The organism is Ramlibacter sp. AN1015, assembly GCF_037726105.1.
Classification (GTDB): Bacteria; Pseudomonadota; Gammaproteobacteria; order Burkholderiales; family Burkholderiaceae_C; genus Ramlibacter.
This window is the reverse complement of record NZ_JBBJUM010000011.1, coordinates 35,106-52,860: the sequence shown is the minus strand read 5'-3', so window position 1 is coordinate 52,860 and position 17,755 is coordinate 35,106. Positions and strand designations below refer to the sequence as shown.

19 protein-coding genes are annotated in these 17,755 nt (G+C 69.6%); 10 read left to right on the top strand and 9 right to left on the bottom strand.

Annotated features, from left to right (window positions below):
* Positions 1-4: 4 nt before the first annotated feature.
* Entirely contained in the window at positions 5-1,003 is a 999-nt protein-coding gene (locus tag WG922_RS16985) for a PRC-barrel domain-containing protein (protein WP_340283961.1), read from the bottom strand.
* A 428-nt stretch (positions 1,004-1,431) separates the two neighbouring features.
* Here WG922_RS16985 and WG922_RS16980 point away from each other — a divergent pair, with 428 nt between their 5' ends.
* Entirely contained in the window at positions 1,432-1,902 is a 471-nt protein-coding gene (locus WG922_RS16980) for a hypothetical protein (protein ID WP_340283960.1), read from the top strand.
* Between the two features lie 111 nt (positions 1,903-2,013).
* Here the strand turns inward: WG922_RS16980 and WG922_RS16975 are convergent, their stop codons facing one another.
* Positions 2,014-2,796, bottom strand: a complete 783-nt coding sequence (locus tag WG922_RS16975; protein WP_340283959.1) for a helix-turn-helix transcriptional regulator — start codon at positions 2,794-2,796, stop codon at positions 2,014-2,016.
* 102 nt (positions 2,797-2,898) lie between these two features.
* Between WG922_RS16975 and WG922_RS16970 the strand changes: the two genes are divergently transcribed.
* From WG922_RS16970 to WG922_RS16955, 4 genes are read left to right on the top strand one after another with little or no spacing between them, the layout of a single operon-like run.
* On the top strand, positions 2,899-4,560 hold the full coding sequence (locus WG922_RS16970) for an FAD-dependent monooxygenase (protein ID WP_340283958.1): 1,662 nt from the start codon (positions 2,899-2,901) through the stop codon (positions 4,558-4,560).
* Entirely contained in the window at positions 4,557-4,757 is a 201-nt protein-coding gene (locus tag WG922_RS16965; protein WP_340283957.1) for a hypothetical protein, read from the top strand. Before WG922_RS16970 ends, WG922_RS16965 begins: the two co-directional genes overlap by 4 nt.
* Before the next feature lie 29 nt (positions 4,758-4,786).
* Complete coding sequence (locus WG922_RS16960) at positions 4,787-5,764, top strand: Bug family tripartite tricarboxylate transporter substrate binding protein (protein ID WP_340283956.1); 978 nt, start codon at positions 4,787-4,789, stop codon at positions 5,762-5,764.
* 10 nt (positions 5,765-5,774) lie between these two features.
* Positions 5,775-6,293: a VOC family protein gene (locus tag WG922_RS16955; protein WP_340283955.1), complete on the top strand. Its 519-nt coding sequence runs from the start codon at positions 5,775-5,777 to the stop codon at positions 6,291-6,293.
* 69 nt (positions 6,294-6,362) lie between these two features.
* Here WG922_RS16955 and ctaD read toward each other — a convergent pair whose 3' ends face one another.
* Complete coding sequence (ctaD, locus tag WG922_RS16950) at positions 6,363-8,069, bottom strand: cytochrome c oxidase subunit I (RefSeq protein ID WP_340283954.1); 1,707 nt, start codon at positions 8,067-8,069, stop codon at positions 6,363-6,365.
* A 163-nt stretch (positions 8,070-8,232) separates the two neighbouring features.
* A complete protein-coding gene (locus WG922_RS16945) occupies positions 8,233-8,976 on the bottom strand; it encodes a sulfite exporter TauE/SafE family protein (protein ID WP_340283953.1) in 744 nt (247 codons plus the stop codon).
* Positions 8,977-9,062: 86 nt separating this feature from the next.
* Here WG922_RS16945 and WG922_RS16940 point away from each other — a divergent pair, with 86 nt between their 5' ends.
* Positions 9,063-9,986 (top strand): LysR family transcriptional regulator, encoded by a 924-nt coding sequence (locus tag WG922_RS16940; protein ID WP_340283952.1) that lies wholly within the window; start codon positions 9,063-9,065, stop codon positions 9,984-9,986.
* Here the strand turns inward: WG922_RS16940 and WG922_RS16935 are convergent.
* Genes WG922_RS16935 through WG922_RS16925 form a run of 3 tightly spaced genes read right to left on the bottom strand, consistent with a single transcriptional unit; the run spans position 9,983 to position 12,651 of the window.
* Entirely contained in the window at positions 9,983-11,059 is a 1,077-nt protein-coding gene (locus WG922_RS16935) for a TRAP transporter substrate-binding protein (protein ID WP_340283951.1), read from the bottom strand. The genes WG922_RS16940 and WG922_RS16935 overlap by 4 nt on opposite strands.
* A gap of 48 nt (positions 11,060-11,107) precedes the next feature.
* The gene (locus tag WG922_RS16930) at positions 11,108-11,431 is read right to left on the bottom strand and encodes a hypothetical protein (RefSeq protein WP_340283950.1); all 324 of its coding nucleotides are present in this window, start codon (positions 11,429-11,431) and stop codon (positions 11,108-11,110) included.
* Positions 11,428-12,651 carry an MFS transporter gene (locus tag WG922_RS16925; RefSeq protein ID WP_340283949.1) on the bottom strand — a complete coding sequence of 408 codons (1,224 nt, stop codon included), beginning with the start codon at positions 12,649-12,651 and terminating at the stop codon, positions 11,428-11,430. The genes WG922_RS16930 and WG922_RS16925 overlap by 4 nt, the downstream gene beginning before the upstream one ends.
* A 233-nt stretch (positions 12,652-12,884) precedes the next feature.
* On the opposite strand from WG922_RS16925, the gene WG922_RS16920 reads away from it, so the two are divergent.
* From WG922_RS16920 to WG922_RS16910, 3 genes are all read left to right on the top strand, one after another.
* Positions 12,885-13,757 carry a CmcJ/NvfI family oxidoreductase gene (locus WG922_RS16920; RefSeq protein ID WP_340283948.1) on the top strand — a complete coding sequence of 291 codons (873 nt, stop codon included), beginning with the start codon at positions 12,885-12,887 and terminating at the stop codon, positions 13,755-13,757.
* A 94-nt stretch (positions 13,758-13,851) separates the two neighbouring features.
* A complete protein-coding gene (locus WG922_RS16915) occupies positions 13,852-14,496 on the top strand; it encodes a 2-hydroxychromene-2-carboxylate isomerase (RefSeq protein WP_340283947.1) in 645 nt (214 codons plus the stop codon).
* A 30-nt stretch (positions 14,497-14,526) separates the two neighbouring features.
* Entirely contained in the window at positions 14,527-15,471 is a 945-nt protein-coding gene (locus WG922_RS16910; RefSeq protein WP_340283946.1) for a LysR substrate-binding domain-containing protein, read from the top strand.
* Here the strand turns inward: WG922_RS16910 and WG922_RS22030 are convergent.
* Entirely contained in the window at positions 15,468-15,794 is a 327-nt protein-coding gene (locus tag WG922_RS22030) for a DUF2917 domain-containing protein (RefSeq protein WP_445322848.1), read from the bottom strand. The genes WG922_RS16910 and WG922_RS22030 overlap by 4 nt on opposite strands.
* Before the next feature lie 99 nt (positions 15,795-15,893).
* On the bottom strand, positions 15,894-16,796 hold the full coding sequence (locus WG922_RS16905) for a LysR family transcriptional regulator (protein WP_340283945.1): 903 nt from the start codon (positions 16,794-16,796) through the stop codon (positions 15,894-15,896).
* A 206-nt stretch (positions 16,797-17,002) separates the two neighbouring features.
* Here WG922_RS16905 and WG922_RS16900 point away from each other — a divergent pair, with 206 nt between their 5' ends.
* Positions 17,003-17,749 (top strand): SDR family oxidoreductase, encoded by a 747-nt coding sequence (locus tag WG922_RS16900; RefSeq protein ID WP_340283944.1) that lies wholly within the window; start codon positions 17,003-17,005, stop codon positions 17,747-17,749.
* The last annotated feature ends 6 nt before the right edge of the window (positions 17,750-17,755 follow it).

Below are 17,755 nucleotides of genomic sequence, written 5' to 3'. Positions count from 1 at the left end.
GTGCTCAGTTGGCCTGAGGCGCTGTGCGTGCGGCGCCCGGTCCCGCGCCGCCGACCCCGGCGAAACGCGATAGCTGGCGGCCGATCTCGGCAGTGAAAGCGCGATCGTTCGGGTTCTGCTGCTGCGCATAGTCGAGCGCAGGCATCGCCGCGAGCTGCCGCGCATCGACTTCCAGCACCAGCGCAGCGCCCTCGGCGGGGCCGCTGCGCAGGCGCATCATCGGCACTGCGACGTGCTTGTCGCCGCCACCGCCGGCCGCGGATGTCAGCCGCAGCACGGCGTAGTTCACCCGCTGCTGGTTGAGATGGACCACGACCTCCTCGAGCTGACCGAGCGGTTCTCCGCCCGGGGTGGACACAGCCCGGCGCAGCAGCGTGCTGCCACGTCGCACCGCGATGGCGCTGCCGGTGCGTGCCGGCAAGCCCCAGGCGCGGTCGAGCTGCGCCAGCCGGCCGGGCTCGCGAAGCCATGCGTCGCTCCATGCGCTGGCGGCGAACGCCAGCGGGTCCAGGCGCGGCCGGGCGCGCGCAGCGAGCAGCAGGGCATCGCGCTGCGAGCTCATTCGGAACTCGCCCACCGGCACCGGAGCCAGCCGTGCGCCGCCCGCGTCCTTCCCGCCCAGCGACACGAGGGCGTAGCGCACGCGGCCATTGGCCGCGTTGACGATGACGTCGTGCACCGAGCCGACGGGCTCTCCCTGCGCCGTACGCACCGGCATCCCGACCAGGCGAGACAGCCGCAGCGCACGGAACTCCGAAACGTGCGCCGTCGCGGAGTGGGAAGCGGCGGCCTTCGGATCCGTGGCAGCGGGGGTGGAAGAGGCCGCGGGGGCTGTGGTGGGAACCGCAGCTGGAGAGGCCGTGGTCCCCGCAGTGGAGGCAGCGGAAGAGGAAACGGGAGCGGGGGGCGCAGCCTGCGCCATCGCACGCCCCGCCGGGCCCAGTGCAAGCAGCACGGCGAGCGAACAGAGGACGATGGGTGCGGGCGCTCGGACGTGGGGCATGCGGAGGTTCTCCTTTTCCGTAAACGGGATTGATACCGTGGTCTTCGGACGCCGTCGGGCCCTAGGGTTGAGGTCGAAGGCGATCTGGGCGTTCGTGGACCGTGCGGTTGCAGTCGGCCTCTCCGCGTATGCGGATGGCTCCCTGCATCGTGCAGGCCGGCTGCGCCGGCGCGTGCCGGCCAATGATGACGCATGCTGTCGGAGGAGGCTGGGTTCAGGGCAGTGCCGCTGCACCGCAAAGCAACGGCCGGTGCCGGGAACGCGATGGGAAGGTGGGGCGTGCGCGAGCACCCTTACGTGGCCTTGGTGGACTCCACGTTTGGAAACACGATGCGCGACAAGTGGCCACTCGATGCGCCTGCTCTGTTCAGCTTCGGTTCATCGTGCGCGCCGCACCATCGGCACACCCCAACCCCTGAGGAGCCTCCATGCGACCCCGTGCCACTTCCCGCTCGCTGATTGCCGTAGTGGCTGCCCTGGGCAGCCTGATCGCAGCATCCGCCGCGCATGCGCGCGCCGACATCCACCTGTCGATCGGGCTGCCGGCCCCGCACGTGGTGGTCCCCGCGCCGGTGTATGTGCAACCCGCTCCCGTGTATGTGCAACCGGCGCCGGTCTACGGGCGGCCCGTCCCCATCTATGCGCCCGGTCCGGTGTTCGTGCAGCCCGCCCCGCATCATCCGCACCTGCACAGCGGCTGGTCCCATGGCCGCGGACACGGCCATGGGCGGCGAGGGCCGTGGGGCGACGCCGACCGCGACGGCATCCCCAACGCTCACGATCGGCACCCGCATCGGCACGACGGGCGCGCGAACTGGCAGGCAGGCCGCGGCGATCGGGACCGCGACGGCGTGCCGAACCGCCATGACCGCGCCCCGCACAACCCCTACCGCTATTGAGCACCGCGCCGCGCTGCTTCTTTCGGCCGTCGAGTGCGCCGACAAGGTGGGCCGCCGGCCCGAGGACGCGCATGGGCATGAGCCGGTGACAAGGCCAACGCGTGCCGCGCCTCAGCGGCGGCCTTGTCCCACCAGCACGAAGAGTTCGCGGTGGGTGCGGATGCCCAGGTGCTGGAACGCCCGCGAGCGGTAGGTGTTCGCGGTGGTGAGCGACACGCCCATGCGTTCGGCGGCCTCCCGCGTCGTGCAGCCGGCCATCACATGGGCCACGAGTTCGCGCTCGCGTGCCGACAGCATGGAGATCGCGGGCTGCGACCCCGGGTCCGGAACCTGGGCCTTTGCCTGCAGCTGCGCATGACGCAAGACCGCCGCCGCGATGACGGGTGCCTGGGCGCCCATCCATTCGGAATCGCGCGGTGCGTAGTCGGCATACGAATGGTTGCGATACAGGCTCACCGCCACGCGAAAGCCATCCGGAAACACCGACAGCAGCGACAGGCGCTCGCGGATGCCGGTCTCGCCGTAGCACACGCGCCGGTATTCCTCGTCTGCCACCTCGTAGGCGAACTGGTGGCCCAGCCAGAACTGCCGCTCGGCGGCGGGCTTGCGCCGGGCCAGCCAGCGCATGTTGGAGTCCTGGCGGTCGAAACCCAGGCGCATGTACTCGATCGCCGTGACGGTCGCGACTTCGCCGATGGCGCTGGCGCTGGCGATCGCCTGGACGCGGCCGGTGCTGCGCAAGGCGAACACGGTGCAGTGGCTGGCCGGCAGCGCCTCGCGGGTGGCGGCAAGCAGCCGCGCCGCGAAGTCGTCCGTGCCTACGGCCTCCAGCAACGCGACGGCCAGTGTTGCGTCGGGGCAGAGTGCGTCGCTGTTCAGGCGGGTCAGCTGCATGGCTTGCGGGAAAGCCCGTCCTGTTTTTTCAGGACATCCGGGCGGGTGCCGGTTCCGACAATCCAGGCTTGGCAGACAACGTGCACGGACGGAAAACGCATCATGTCACTGGACCGCATCGGGCCCTTCACGTACCAGCGGTACGCGCCCTCGCTGCCGAGCGTGGATGCGCACGGCACCGAGCACCGGCGCCACCGCGTGCTCATCGCGGGCGGCGGGCCTGTGGGTCTGGCCACCGCGCTCGGCCTCGCGCGCTGGGGCATCGCGAGCGTGGTGGTCGAGGCGGACGACTCGGTATGCGAAGGCAGCCGCGCCGCGTGCATCTCGCGGCGCAGCCTGGAGATCCTGGAGCGGCTCGGGGCGGTTCGGTCGTTCATGGAGAAGGGCCTGCCCTGGACGCGCGGGCGCAGCTTCTATGGTAGCGACGAGGTGTTCCTGCTGGAGATGCCCTCGGCGCCGGGCGACAAGTACCCGCCAATGATCAACCTCGAGCAGTACTACATGGAGCAGTTCCTGCTCGACGCCATTGCCGAGCTGAATGCGCAAACGCCGCAGCTGGTGGAGATCCGCTGGGCCAGCAGGCTGGTGGCGCTCGCGCAGGATGTGTCCGGCGTGACGGCGACCATCGAGAACGCCCTCGGGCGCTACCAGGCGGCGGGCGACTGGCTGGTCGCGTGCGACGGCGGGCAGAGCTTCGTGCGGGCCAGCCTGGGGTTGGAGCTCAAGGGCGTCGGCTACCAGGGCCGCTACGCCATCGTGGACATCGAGCTCGCGAGCGAGCACCCGACCGAGCGGCGCGCCTGGTTCGATCCGCCCTGGGCACGGGGGACGACCATCCTCATGCACCGGCAGCCCGACAACATCTGGCGCATCGACTACCAGCTCGCGGCCGGCGTGGACGCAGCGCAGGCGCTGCAGCCCGATCAGGTGCGCGCCTTCGTGCAGACGCACCTCGACGCCATCGGCGAGGGGCACCTGCCCTGGAAGCCGGTCTGGAGCTCGGTCTACCGCGCCGGGGCCATGACCCTGGAGAACTACCGGCACGGCCGCATCCTGTTCGCGGGCAACGCGGCCCATGCCATGCCGATCTTCGGCGTGCGGGGTCTCAACTCGGGCTTCGACGACGCCGACAACCTGGTGTGGAAACTGGCCGCCGTGGTGCAGCAGCGCGGGGCGCCGACGCTGCTGGACACCTACAGCACCGAGCGCGTGCAGGCCTTCCACGTGAACGCGGAGAACGCGATGCGCAGCACCGAGTTCATGTCGCCGCCCAACCGCGGCTTCGAGCTGATGCGCGAAGCGGCCTTGTCCCTGGCCCGCAGGCACAAGGGCATCGCGCGGCTGGTGAGCCCGCGCCAGACCCATGCCATCACGTACGAAGGATCGCCCCTGTCGGCCGAGAGCGAAGCCTTCGACGCCGGGCCGCCGCCCGGCGCGCCGCTGGGCGAGGCGCCGCTGCATGACGGGCGCCACCTCACCGACCTGCTCGCGCGCACCGGCTTCACGGCCTTGTGCTTCGGGCACTCGGAGGCCGCGGCGCAGGCGGCGGCCCGGACGCAGGAGCGCACCTGGAGCGCACTGCCGTGCGCCTGTGCCGACGCGCCATCGGGGGGCGAGCTGGCGCGGCGCTTCGGTGCGCGGCCCGGCACCGTCTACCTGATCCGCCCCGATGGCCACGTGTGCGGCCGTTGGCACGCGCCGCAGGCGGCAACGCTGCTCGCCGCCATCGCCAACGCCTGCCGCCAGGAAGGAGTCTTCTCATGAATTTCGACGCAAGTGCGCAGGACAGCGTGTACGCGGCCTGCAGCAACGCCATTGCCGCCGCCGGACGCGAGCGCGAATCCTTGTTCCTCGCGCGGCTGGCGCTCCTGCTGTTCGAGCAGGTGGGCGACGAGCAACGCTGCAAGCAGGCCATCGACGCCGCACTGCGCGAGCTCCCCATGCCTTCCCTCTCGGCCTGATGACCGGCCACTCAACCCATGGAGACATCATGAAACGCCGCGATTTCGTCCTTTCCACCCTCGGCGCTGCCGCCGCCGCCTCCGCGCCCTGGGTGCATGCGCAAGCCCAGTTCCCCGACCAGCCGATCAAGTGGGTGGTGCCATACCCCGCCGGCGGGGGCACCGACAACCTGGCGCGCGCGCTGGCCGAGGCCATGCGCACCGGGCTGGGGCAGCCCGTCCTCATCGACAACCGGCCCGGAGCGGCGACCAACATCGGCGCCGAGCTGGTGTCGCGTGCCAAGCCGGACGGCACCACCATCATGTCGGCCGACAACGCGCTGCTGTTCTTCAACGAGCACCTGTTCAAGAAGCTGCCGTTCAGCCCGGAAAAGGACTTCACCTACGTCGGAGCGATCGGCAAGTTTCCGCTGATGCTGGTGGTGCATCCCAGCTTCCCCGCGCAGAACTTCAAGGAGTTCCTCGCGTACGTGAAGGCCAATCCCGGCAAGGTCAGCTACGCGTCGGTGGGCAACGGCTCGCCCCACCACCTGGCCATGGAACTGTTCAAGAACCGCACCGCGGCCGACATGGTCCACATCCCCTACAAGGGGGCCGCACCGGCGATGCAGGACCTGCTGGGCGGGCAGGTGCCGGTGATGTTCCTGGACCTCGCCTCGGGGCTTTCGATCATCAAGAGCGGCAAGGTGCGTGCGCTGGCCGTCGGCTCGCAGACGCGCGCACCGGCCATGCCGGACGTGCCGACGCTCGACGAACTGGGCGTGAAGAACTCGGAAGTGTTCGCCTTGCAGGGCGTCGTCGGCCCGGCCGGGCTGCCGGCCCCCGTGGTCGCGCGGCTCAACCAGGAACTGAACAAGGCGCTGGCGGACCAGTCGGTGCTCAAGAAGTTCACCGACTTCGGCTTCGAGCCGCTGCGCTTGAGCCCCGAGCAGTTCAAGGCGCTGGCGCGCTCCGAATCGGCACGCTGGGCGTCGGTGATCCGCGCGGCGAACATCACCCTGGACTGAGGACAAGACCATGGACATCGCTTCCGCACGGCCCGTCCAGGGTCTGCACCACTTCGCCTGGCGCTGCCGCGATGCGGAGGAAACGCGCCGCTTCTACGAAGACCTGCTGGGGCTTCCGCTGGTGCACGTCATCAAGAAGGACCACGTGCCCAGCACGGGCGAGTACTGCCCCTATGTGCACATCTTCTTTCGCATGCGCGACGGCTCGTGCATCGCCTTCTTCGATCTCGGTGACAACACCGCCGCGTTGCCTTCGCCGAACACGCCGGCCTGGGTCAACCACATTGCCTTGCGGGTCGCGAGCGCCGAGGACCTGCTGGCGATGAAGGCGCGCCTGGAGGCGCACGGCGTGGACGTGGTGGGCATCACCGACCACGACGGCTTCATCCATTCGATCTATTTCTTCGATCCCAATGGCTTCCGGCTGGAGCTCACCGTGGAGGTGGCAGAGGCGGCCGTGGTGCAGGGGTATGCGGCGCAGGCGCACGAAGAACTCGCACGCTGGACGCGGGAGAAGCCTGCCGCCTGAAGTTGGGCCGCAGCGCGCGGCGCGGCGAACGGTCGGGTCACCGTGCCGACGCGCTGGCGGCCCGACCGATCACCCGGGCTGCCGCCCCGCGTTCGGATTGATTGCGGTGGGCAGCGAATCGAGCACGCGCGTGGCGCTCGGATCCAGCTTCGGGGGGATTTCGAAGGTGTGGAACGGCGCCGGCGAGGGTACCTCCCATTCGAGTCCTTCGGCCCCCCGGCCGTCGGGATCGTTCCAGGGCCGCTGCGTTGCCGGACGGAAGCGCTTGCGCATGCAGGGCAGCACCACGGTAAACAGGAAATAGACCTGCGCCAGCCCGAAGCCGAAGGCGCCGATGGTCGCAATGGCGTTGAAGTCGGCGAACTGCATGGGGTAGTCGGCGTAGCGGCGGGGCATGCCGGCGAGGCCGAGGAAGTGCACCACGAAGAAGGCGACGTTGAAGGTGATCATCGATGCCCAGAAGTGGATCTGGCCGTGCAGTTCCTTGTACATCACGCCGGTCCACTTGGGCACCCAGTAGTAGAAGCCGGCGAACATCGCGAACAGCGAGCCGGCCACCAGCACATAGTGGAAGTGGGCGACGACGTAGTAGGTGTCCTGCAGCAGCAGGTCGATGGGGGCAAGCGCGAGGATCAGGCCCGTGAAGCCGCCGATGGTGAACACGAAGATGAAGCCGACGGCGAACAGCATGGGCGTCTCGAAGCTGAGCGAGCCCTGCCACATGGTGGCGATCCAGTTGAATATCTTCACCGCCGTCGGCACCGCGATGAGCATGGTCGTGTACATGAAGAAGAGCTGTCCCGTGACCGGCATGCCGGTGGTGAACATGTGGTGCGCCCAGACGATGAAGGACAGCACGCCGATCGCGGCGATGGCGTAGACCATCGATGCATAGCCGAACAGCCGCTTGCGCGAGAAGGCGGGCACCACCTGGCTCACGATGCCGAAGGCCGGCAGGATCATGATGTAGACCTCGGGGTGGCCGAAGAACCAGAAGATGTGCTGGTACATCACCGGGTCGCCACCGCCGGCCGGGTTGAAGAAGGTGGTGCCGAAATGCCGGTCGGTCAGCGTCATCGTGATGGCGCCGGCCAGTACGGGCATCACCGCGATCAGCAGGTAGGCCGTCACCAGCCAGCTCCAGCAGAACATGGGCATGCGCATGAGCGTCATGCCCGGTGCCCGCATGTTCAGGATGGTGACGATGATGTTGATCGCGCCCATGATCGAGCTCGCGCCGAGGATGTGCAGCGCGAAGATGCCCATGTCCATGCTCGGGCCCATCTGCAGCGTGAGCGGCGCATACAGCGTCCAGCCGGCCGAGGGCGCTCCGCCGGGCATGAAGAACGAGAAGGTGAGCAGCGCGCCCGCCGGAATCAGCAGCCAGAAGCTGAAGTTGTTCATGCGGGCGAAGGCCATGTCGGAGGCGCCGATCTGCAGCGGAATCATCCAGTTCGCGAAGCCCACGAACGCCGGCATGATCGCGCCGAACACCATGATGAGCCCGTGCATCGTGACCAGCTGGTTGTACAGGTGCGGGTTCATCAGCTGCAGGCCGGGCTGGAACAGCTCCGCGCGGATCAGGAGCGCGAGCACGCCGCCGACCATGAACATGGTGAACGAGAACAGCAGGTACATCGTCCCGATGTCCTTGTGGTTGGTCGCGTAGACCCAGCGGCGCCAGCCGGTGAGGGGGTCGTGGTGGTGGTCGTGTTCGTGTTCGTGACCGTGGCCGGCGGCCGCCGGCTGACCAGAGGCGTGGATGATGGTGCTCATGCAGCGGCTCCTGTTGCGGGTGCAGCGCACGGGCAAGCGGCATGCCCGGAGTGCCCCCGCTTCGTGCCGGTCGCCCGGGCGGACCACGCAGCTTCCCGAAGCTGCGCGCGTGGTGCCGGTCCTTCGGATCCGATGGTGCGGCTGGCTGCCACGCACGCATGCGCTAGCGCAGCGCGAGCCACGCGCCCAGCATCAGCAGGCCCCAGAAGAGGCACCTGCGGAACACCGCTTCGCTCATCGTCCGGCGCAGGGCCTGGCCGGCCAGCATGCCGCCCAGGGCAGGCAGCAGCACTGCGAACGACTGGAGCGATGCTGCGGCCGTGAGCTCATCGCGCGCGATGAGCACGATTCCCATAGCCAACGTGGACGTGGTGAACGACATCCCGAGTGCCTGCGCGAGCTCGTCCTTCGTGAGCCCCATGCTTTGCAGGTACGGAACTGCCGGCAACACGAACACACCCGTCACTGCCGTCACGCCGCCGGTAGCCGCGCCGGCCGCAACCCCGGTCAGGGCTGCCCAACGGCCGTTCGCCGCAGGCAGGCGCCAGCCGGCCAGGCCGCTGCCCGCATACAGGATGAGGCAGGCACCGAGGAAGCGACTTGCCATTCCGTCGTCCTGCCACGGAAAGAGCGCCGCCGTGGACACCGTGCCCGCCACGACGGCGACCTGCATTCTCCAGAGACGCGCGATCAGCTGGACAAGATGCGGTCCTGCGGTCGCCTGCCACAGGTTGGTGGCGAGCGAGGGCACCGTGAGCAGCGCCGCGGCCTGGGGTACGGTCATGAAGAGGCCGAGCAGCCCCATGGCAACCGTAGGCAGTCCCAGCCCCACGACGCCCTTGACCGCGCCCGCCGCGAAGAAGATCAGGCACACGAGGAGGTAGTGGGGAAGGGCGTCGCCGAGCATGGCGCGCAGTGTGGTGGTGGCGGTGGGGTGTGCACCATCAACATTTGCTTGAACCTGCCGCCGCACGCGTCGGGATAATCCGCCGCATGCGTGCGAGCTTCGTCGATCTCCAGGTGTTCCTGCATGCCTGCGAGTGCGGCAGCATGACGGCCGCCGCAGAGCGTGCGTGCCTCACCGTGGCGGCCGTCAGCGCCCGGCTGCGCCGGCTGGAGGAGACGGCGGGGGTGCCGTTGTTGCGGCGGCACGCGCGCGGCGTCGAGGCGACTGCGGCAGGCGAGGCGCTTGCGCTCCATGCCCGACGCGTCCTGCAGGAGGTCGATCGGCTCGAGCAGCGCTTGCGTGCCGGTCGCCCCCGCCGGGCAACGCTGCTGCTGGCCAACACCGCCGCACTGGGAGCCCCGCTGACGCCCCTTGCAGGCTGGCTTGCGGAGCACGCGGGGGCCGCTCGGCTGACGGTGCGCGAGAGCACGAGCGAGGCGACCGTGCGTGCATTGCAGGCGCAGCTGGCGGACGTGGGCATCGTCTCCGACGCGGTCTCGTGCGAGGGGTTGCGCGTGCAGCCGCTGGGGCCGGACCCCTTGGTGGTGGTCACTGCGCGCGGCCACCCGCTGGCGCACAGGGCGCAGGTGTGCTTCAGCGAGGTGCTCGAGCACGAGTGGGTGGCGTGGGGCGACGACACCGCGCTGGGTCTGCATCTGGCCATGCAGGCCCATCGGCTCGGCAAGCCGCTGCGCAGGCGCTTCACGTTCACGCGTGCCGACGACATCCTGGCGCTGGTGGCGCAGGGATGGGGCCTCAGCGTGGTGCCGGCGGCAGGACTGTCGCAGCAGGAGGGCACGGCGGCGCTGGTGTCCGTCCCACTTGCGCAGCCGTGGGCCCAGCGCACGCTGCTGGTCTGCATGGACGCGCGCAGCTCGGACACCGCTGCGCTCGCGGTGTTCGAGGGGGTGAGGCGCCTCTGGTTGCAGCGGGTGGCACGCACGGCACCCGCCTACGCTGCGCAACGCTAGAGCTTCTGCGCCTGCATGAAGCGATCGAAGCCCGCCTCGCTGAAGCGGAACCACAGGTTCTGGTCGGCGCGGAACCGCTCGAAATCCGTGTAGATCCTGCGCCACGCCGGGTTGGAATCGCGCAGCTCGTTGCACAGCGCGCGGGACTCTTCGAAGGCCTTGCGCATCACGTCCGCCGGGAACGGCCGCAAGCGCGCACCGCTGCCCACCAGCTGCTTCAGCGCCAGGGGATTCGCTGCGTCGTAGAACGCCTGCATCTGCAGGTGCGCCAGGCCGGCGGCGGCCTCCACCACGGCCTTGTTCTCGGCGCTCAGTGCGGCAAAGGCCTTGTCGTGGATGAAGAATTCGACGTGCGTGCTGCCCTCCCACCAGCCGGGGTAGTAGTAGTAGGGCGCGACCTTGCTCAGGCCGGTCTTCTGGTCGTCGAAGGGGCCTACGAGTTCCGCCGCGTCGATGGTTCCCTTTTCCAGCGCCTGGTAGATCTCCCCAGGCGGAATGTTCTGCGGCACCACGCCCATGCGCGCCATCACCTTGCCCGCAAGACCGGCGATGCGCATCTTCAGCCCCTTCATGTCGGCCAGCGAGTGGACCTCCTTGCGGTACCAGCCTCCCATCTGCGCGCCGGTGTTGCCGCCGGGGAAGTTGTGGATGTTGTAGCCCGCGTAGAACTCGCGCATGAGCCGCAGGCCGTTGCCTTCGAGCATCCAGGCGGTCATCTGCCGGCTGTTCATGCCGAAGGGAATGGCGCAGCCGAGCGAGAACACGTCGTCCTTGCCGAAGAAGTAGTAGGGCGCGGTGTGGGCGATCTCGACCGTGCCTTGCTGGACGGCGTCCACGACCCCGAAGGCCGGCACGAGCTCGCCGGCCGGATGCACCGAGATGTCGAAGCGCCCGCCGGAGAGCGCCTGCACGTGCCTGGCGAATACGGTCGCGCCGGAAAACGCGCCGATGGCTTTCGGAAAGCTGGACGCCAGGCGCCAGCGCACCACCGGCTGTGCATGGACGGCAGGGGCGGCGGTGGCGGCCAGCAGGCCGGCGGCCGCACCCGCGTGGACGATAGAGCGACGTTGCATGGGTTCTCCTTCAGGGTGGGGTGGAACAGGGAAGACGTGAGTGCGGCCTCAACCGCAGGCAGGCAGCGAGAAGGCGGACGGCGATGCCCGCAGCGCGATCCAGGTGGCCTCGTGCGGCAAGGAGGCTGCGTTCAGCACAGGGGCGTGCAGCAGCACGATGCGGCCGCCGGCCCATGCGTCGAGCACGCGGACACCGGCCTGGCGAGGCAGTGCGGCGAGCAGCGCCCGGGGCTCGCCGCGCGCCACGGCCCAGATCGCACCGGGCGCGGCGGTGCGCCGGCCCAGCTGGTCGATCACGACGAGGCCGGCCAGGGCCGCTGCGGCGAAGGCGAGGCCGCAGACCCCGTGGCGCAGCGCAGTACCGCGGGTCATGCCGCCGACAGTGCGTGGAACGGTTGCGAGGCTTTCTCCCGGATCGGGAGGTTCACCAGCGCGGCGAAGAGCGACAAGGCGATGCACAACCACCAGACCAGCTCGTAGCTGCCGGTGCGCGCGAAGGTCGCGCCTCCGAGATACACGCCGAGGAAGGAGCCGACCTGGTGGCTGAGGAACACGAAGCCGAACAAGGTGGCCATGTAGCGCGTGCCGAAGAAGGTGGCCACCAGCCCGGACGTGAGCGGCACCGTGGAGAGCCATAGCGCGCCCATCGCCGCGCCGAACAGGAGCACGCTCGCCGTGCTCACCGGTAGCGAGATGAACGCCAGGATGGCCACTGCGCGCGCCAGGTAGATGCCGCACAGCAGGTTCTTCTTGCTGTACCGGCCACCCCAGACGCCGGCCATGTAGGCGCCGGCGACGTTCACCAGTCCCACCATCGCGATGCCCCACGATGCGACGGTCGCGTCGAGCCCGCGATCGATGAGGTACGGCGGCAGGTGGGTGGTGATGAAGGCGAGCTGGAAGCCGCAGACGAAGAAGCCCGCCACCAGCAGCAGGTAGCTCGGATGTGCGAACGCTGCGGCCAGGATGCGCAGGTTGCCGGCGCTGCCCGCGGCCCGGGGTGCGGCACTCGGCCCCGAGCGCACGAAGAACGCGGCGACGAAGGCCGCCGCCATGCATCCGGCCATGAGCCAGGCGCCGGAACGCCAGGCACCGACATCGATCACGGCCTGCGTGACGGGCACGATCACGAACTGGCCCAGCGAGCCGGCGGCCGTGCCCAGCCCCAGGGCCCACGAGCGGTGGCTCTCGGGCATCACCCGGCCGAGCGCGGCGACCGCGGTGGTGAACGACGCACCGCCCATGCCCACGCCCACCAGCACGCCGGCCGTCCAGTAGATGTCCGTGGCGTTCCGGGCGAACGCCAGCCCCACGATACCCAGCGCATAGAGCACCGCACCGGCGAGCATGACGCGCCGCGTGCCCCAGCGGTCCGACACGTAGCCGGCGAAGGGCTGCGTCAGCCCCCAGCACAGGTTCTGGATCGCGATGGCGATGGCATACACCTCGCGGGACAACTGCAGCTCGCGCGTCAGCGGCTCCGTGAACAGGCCGAAGGCGCCGCGCACGCCGAAGGACATGAGGGAGATGGTGCAGGCGGCCACGAGCGTGACCAGCAACGCGCCACCGAGCCGGGATCTGCTGTCTTGCACGACCAACCTCTCAGGGGAAATGAAGCTGCCGAAGGTAGCGGCGCGTGCTGCGGTGAAGCTTGCGAAGTGCGATGCCCAGCCATGCGCACAAGGAATGTGCGGCGATGGCGGGTGCGGAGCGGGCGGCAGGACCATCCCGGTATTCCGAACCGGAATGTGTGCGCCCCGCGGATATCGTCCCGGCCGACGCTGCGCCGCCGTGCAATGGACGCCTGCCATTGCGGAGTGCCTGCATGAACCTGAGCCCCTCCTTGTGCCGCGCGGCATGCTGCCACCCGTCTGCCGTGGACGTGGCGGCTGCGCTGTCCTTCCTGGCCCCCGGGCAGCAACGCCCATTCAGCTATGCCTTCGCGCCGCCCGAGGGCGTGCCGTGGGAGAGCGGCCGCTTCGAGGAACCCGTGGTGGCGATCGCGGATGCGCGCGGGCTGTCGTCGCCCACGAGCCTCGACGCGGAAGGTTTCGAGCTCTGGGATGCGCCCAGTGCCGTCCGCGACTTCGACGATGCCGAAGAGGTGACCGGCTCGTACTACGCGGAGGCCTCGGAGCTGGCGCTCGCGGCCACCGGTGGCACGCGCGCCTTCGTGTTCGACCACCTGTTGCGGCGGCGCGCTCCGGCCAGTCCCACGCTGTCCTTCGGCCGGGCGACGGGCCCGCGCGCCGGCGTGAACGGACGCATCCACTGCGACTACACCGAGACATCGGGCCGGCGCCGCCTCGAGCTGGTGCTGCCCGACGCACGGGCCCGTGCGGGCATCCCGCGGTTCTCCATCGTCAACGTGTGGCGGCCGCTACGCCATCCCGTGCTGGACGTGCCGCTCGCGTTCTGCGACGCGCGCACGGTGCAGCCGCAGGACCTCGTGGCCGCCGAAGTGCGCTATGCACGCCGCACGGGCGAAATCTACTTTCTGGTGCGGGCGCAGCGTCACCGGTGGTGCTACTTCTCCGCCGTGACCCCGGGCGAGGCGCTGGTGTTCAAGCAGTTCGATTCGGACCCGTCGGTGGCCCGCTTCACGCCGCACGGCGCGTTCGACCATCCGGCGGCACCGGTGGGGCATCCCCCCCGCGAGAGCATCGAGCTGCGCTGCCTGGTCGTCTACGACTTCTAGTGCCTTCGCTTCGCCCCTGCTCCTGCCGGTCGCACGCCACCCGCACCCACACCCGCACCCACACCCACCTTCATATCACTTGACACGGCCCGCCATGCACACACCCATCCTGGATTTCTGGTTCGAGTTCGCCAGCCACTACAGCTACCTGAGCGTGATGCGCATCGAAGACCTGGCGCGCCAGCACGGGGTGCGGGTGCGGTGGAATCCCTTCCTGCTCGGTCCGATCTTCCGCTCGCTCGGCTTCGCGACGTCCCCGTTCGTCGAGCAGAAGGAGAAGGGCGACTACGCGTGGCGCGATCTCCAGCGGCAGGCAGAGAAGTTCGCGCTGCCATGGCGCCAGCCGAGCCGCTTCCCCCGCGGCAGCGTGCTGCCCGCGCGCATCGCGCTGGTGGGCGCCGGGCAGGTATGGGGCCCCGAGTTCTGCCGACGCGCCATGGCGCTGAACTTCGTGGAGGACACGGAGATCGACGACGCCGACGCGATGGCCGGCGTGCTGGAATCGCTCGGCCAGCCCGCAGCGCAGGTGATCGCCCTGGCGCAGTCGGAGCCCGTCAAGCTGCGCCTGCGTGCCCAGACGGAGGCGGCGCGGGCGCTCGGCATCTTCGGGGCGCCCACCTTCTTCGCGCGAGGGGAGATGTTCTGGGGCAACGATCGGCTGGAGGATGCGCTCGCGCATTGCATCGGCCTCGCGCCGGGCAGCTCACGGCTCGTGCCGGCGGCGCTGCGGTGTGATTGAATTCCGGTCGCAGTCCCCGCACATCTGACGATGACCGTTTCGCTCGTCCGCCTCTTCTCGCTCGACCTGTTGAAAGCCTTCGTGGCCGCGGGTCGTCGCATGAGCATCACCCAGGCCGCCGACGACCTGTGCCTGACCCAGTCGGCGGTGAGCCGCCAGGTGCATGCGCTGGAGGAGCAGGTCGGCGTCAAGCTGTTCCGCCGCAGGCAGCGCGGCATTGCCTTCACGGAGGAGGGCGAGCGGCTGTTTCGCGCGGCCGACCATGCGATCCAGCAGCTGCAGGACATCGCCGACCAGATCCGCCCGGGCGACAAGCCGCGCGCCGTCACGATTACCGCCAGCACGGGCGTGATGGGTCTGTGGCTGCTGCCCCGCTTGCCCCGGCTGCAGGAGCGGTTTCCAGGCATCGATGTGCGGCTGTCCGCGAGCAACCTGGTGAGCGACCTGCGCGCCGATGGCATCGACCTCGCCATCCGCTACGCCCGCGAAGCAGCGGTTGCACCGGGCTCGCTGCGCCTGTTCGACGAAACGCTTGCCCCCGTGGCGCACCCGCGCGTGCGGGAGGCGGTGCAGCGCGGAGACCGCGTGCCGCTGCTGGAGTTCGACGACTCCCGCGCGTGGCTGCAGTGGCGGCGCTGGTTGGACAACGCAACATCGACACGCGCCCACGGGCAGGTCATCCACTTCAACCAGTACGAACAGGTGATCCAGGCGGCACTTGCGGGCCAGGGCCTGGCCATCGGCCGCCTCGAGCTGATCCAGCCGCTGATCAACGACCACCAACTCGCAGTGCTGGACGACTTGCCGTGCACGCCCATGAAAAGTCCCAACGCGACCTGGCTTCTGTCGGCGCAGGAGGAGCCGCGCGAAGAGGTGCGGAAGGTGGCCGAGTGGATTCAGCTCGAAGCCGCAGCCGTGCGCAGATGGACGCCGCCTGCGCCAGTTCCCGTGCGGGGGCGTGACGCCGGCCGCTAGCCGTGATGCCGCGATAGGGCCTGGCGAGGGCGCAGGTACCTGCGCAACGCTTCCAATGGCCGCTTCCAGTCGGAGCTTCCTGCATCAATGGCGTGCAGTTCGAAGGCGGCCTCCGCGTGCGTGTGCACGGGCGACAAATAGAGATGGCCGTTCGCGGGCGCCACGTACGTGCTGCCGGGACTGGCGAGGCGGTCGGTGCTGCAAGCGCACCGGGCGTCCGGCTCGAATGTCAGCCACAGCAGTCCACGCGTGCACGTCACCCTCGTGCCCTCGCGTACACGGAGGCTGCGGCATTCACGGGCAGTGAGCAGGTGGTCGGGCATGCATCGGATTGTGGGCAGCCGACGGCCCGGTGGAATGATGTCGGCGCGCGCTGTGCATGCGCCGGGCGCATGGCTGGCGACTGCCGCCCAGCGACGCGCTCAGTCAGCGGCACGCCGCTGCGCGAGCTCCAGCACGCCATCCTGCACCGTGCGCAGCGCGCGGTTCATGGGCTTGTCCCTGCGAACGATCCACGCGAGCGCGCGTGTCAGCCGTGGCTGCACGCGCAGCACCGCGAGGCGGGCGCGGTGCTTGGGCGACGCGACGCTCAGCTCGGGCAGCAGCGACCAGCCCAGCCCGGCCGACACCATCTCCTTGATCGCCTCGACGCTCCCCAGTTCCATCAGCGGCTCCGGGCGAAAGCCGGCGTCGGCGAACCAGCGATCGACGAGGCTGCGCGTGTTGGCACCAGGCTCGAAGAGGATTAGCGGCTTTCGCGCCAGCGTGGTGGCCGTCACCGCGGCGCGGCCATCGTGCGCGCCTCGCTGCGCCACGGCCACGAAGCGATCTTCCATGAGCTGCGTCGCGTGCAGCGCAGCGGAGGCGACCGGCATCGTGACCAACGCCGCGTCCAGGTCGTTGCCTTCGACGCGGCGCACGATGTCCGCGGTGTTGCCCGTGCTCACCAGGATGGTCACGGACGGATGGAGCCGCTTCAGGCGCTGCAGCAAGGGCGGCAGCAGGTGGATGCAGGCGGTGGCGCCCGCGCCGATCCTGACCCGCCCGCCGGCCTGCTCGTGGAACTGCATCATCTGCGCTTCCGCGTCCGCCAAGGCGATGCCGATGCGCGCGGCGTGTGCGAGCAAGGCGGTCCCCGCAGGGGTGGGCCCGACCTGGCGCCCGGTGCGCTCCACCAGCCGCACCTGCAGCCGGCGCTCGAGTTCGCGGATCTGCTGGCTGACCGCGGGCTGCGAGATACCGAGTTGTTCGCCCGCCAACGAAAAACTCTTCGCGGCCACCACCTTCTGGAACGTGACGAGGTGGGCGGGGTTGAGCCGTGGCATAAGCCGGAATTATCCGGGCGGCGCTGGGCGTGTCTTGCGCTTATTGCCTCCAGGTTGTGTGCCGGTGCCCGTCGGCTCCGATCGCCTGGCAAACCCGCAGCGATTGCGGATAAGGCGGCGTTATGCAAGCCATAAGGGCGGGGCCCTGGCCGCACCCCCGTCGGCTGGATACATTCGGCGCATCGAGGCAGTCGCAGGGAGCAACGATGGAGCAGGGCACCACCATTCTGGTCACCGGAGGAAGCCGGGGCATCGGCGCCGAGACCGTGCGCTTGCTGGCCGCGGCCGGACACGCCGTCTGTTTCACCTACACGAGCCGGCGCGAAGCCGCGGCCGCCCTGGCTGCGCAGCTGCGGGCGCAGGGGCACCGCATCGGCTTTCTGCAGGTGGACCTGGCGGACGCGGATGCGGCCGCGTCGCTGCTCGACCGCATGCCCGGCGACCTGCCTCCGCTGGGTGGCCTCGTCAACAACGCCGGCATCACCGGGCCGCTCGGCGGTTTCCTGGAAACGCGTGCGGCCACGATGCGGGAGGTGCTGGACGTGAACGTGCTCGCCACGATGCTGCTGTGCCAGCAGGCTGCCCGCGCCTGGGTGGCTGCGGGGCGCCGCGGAGCCATCGTCAACGTCTCTTCGATCGCTGCGACGCTGGGTGCGCCCGGCGAGTATGTCCACTACGCTGCGTCCAAGGCCGCGGTCGAGGCCTTGACCGTGGGCCTGGCGAAGGAGCTTGCCGGCAGCGGCATCCGCGTGAACTGCGTATCGCCGGGTACCACGCTGACCGAAATCCACGCGGCGGCCGGCGAGCCGGGGCGCGCGCTGCGCGTGGCGTCCCGCATCCCGATGGGGCGGGCCGCCGAGGCGGTGGAGGTCGCCGAGGCCATCGCGTGGCTCCTGTCGCCCCGGGCGTCGTACGTGACCGGCAGCGTCCTCAAGGTCGCTGGCGGCCTGTGAGAGCGA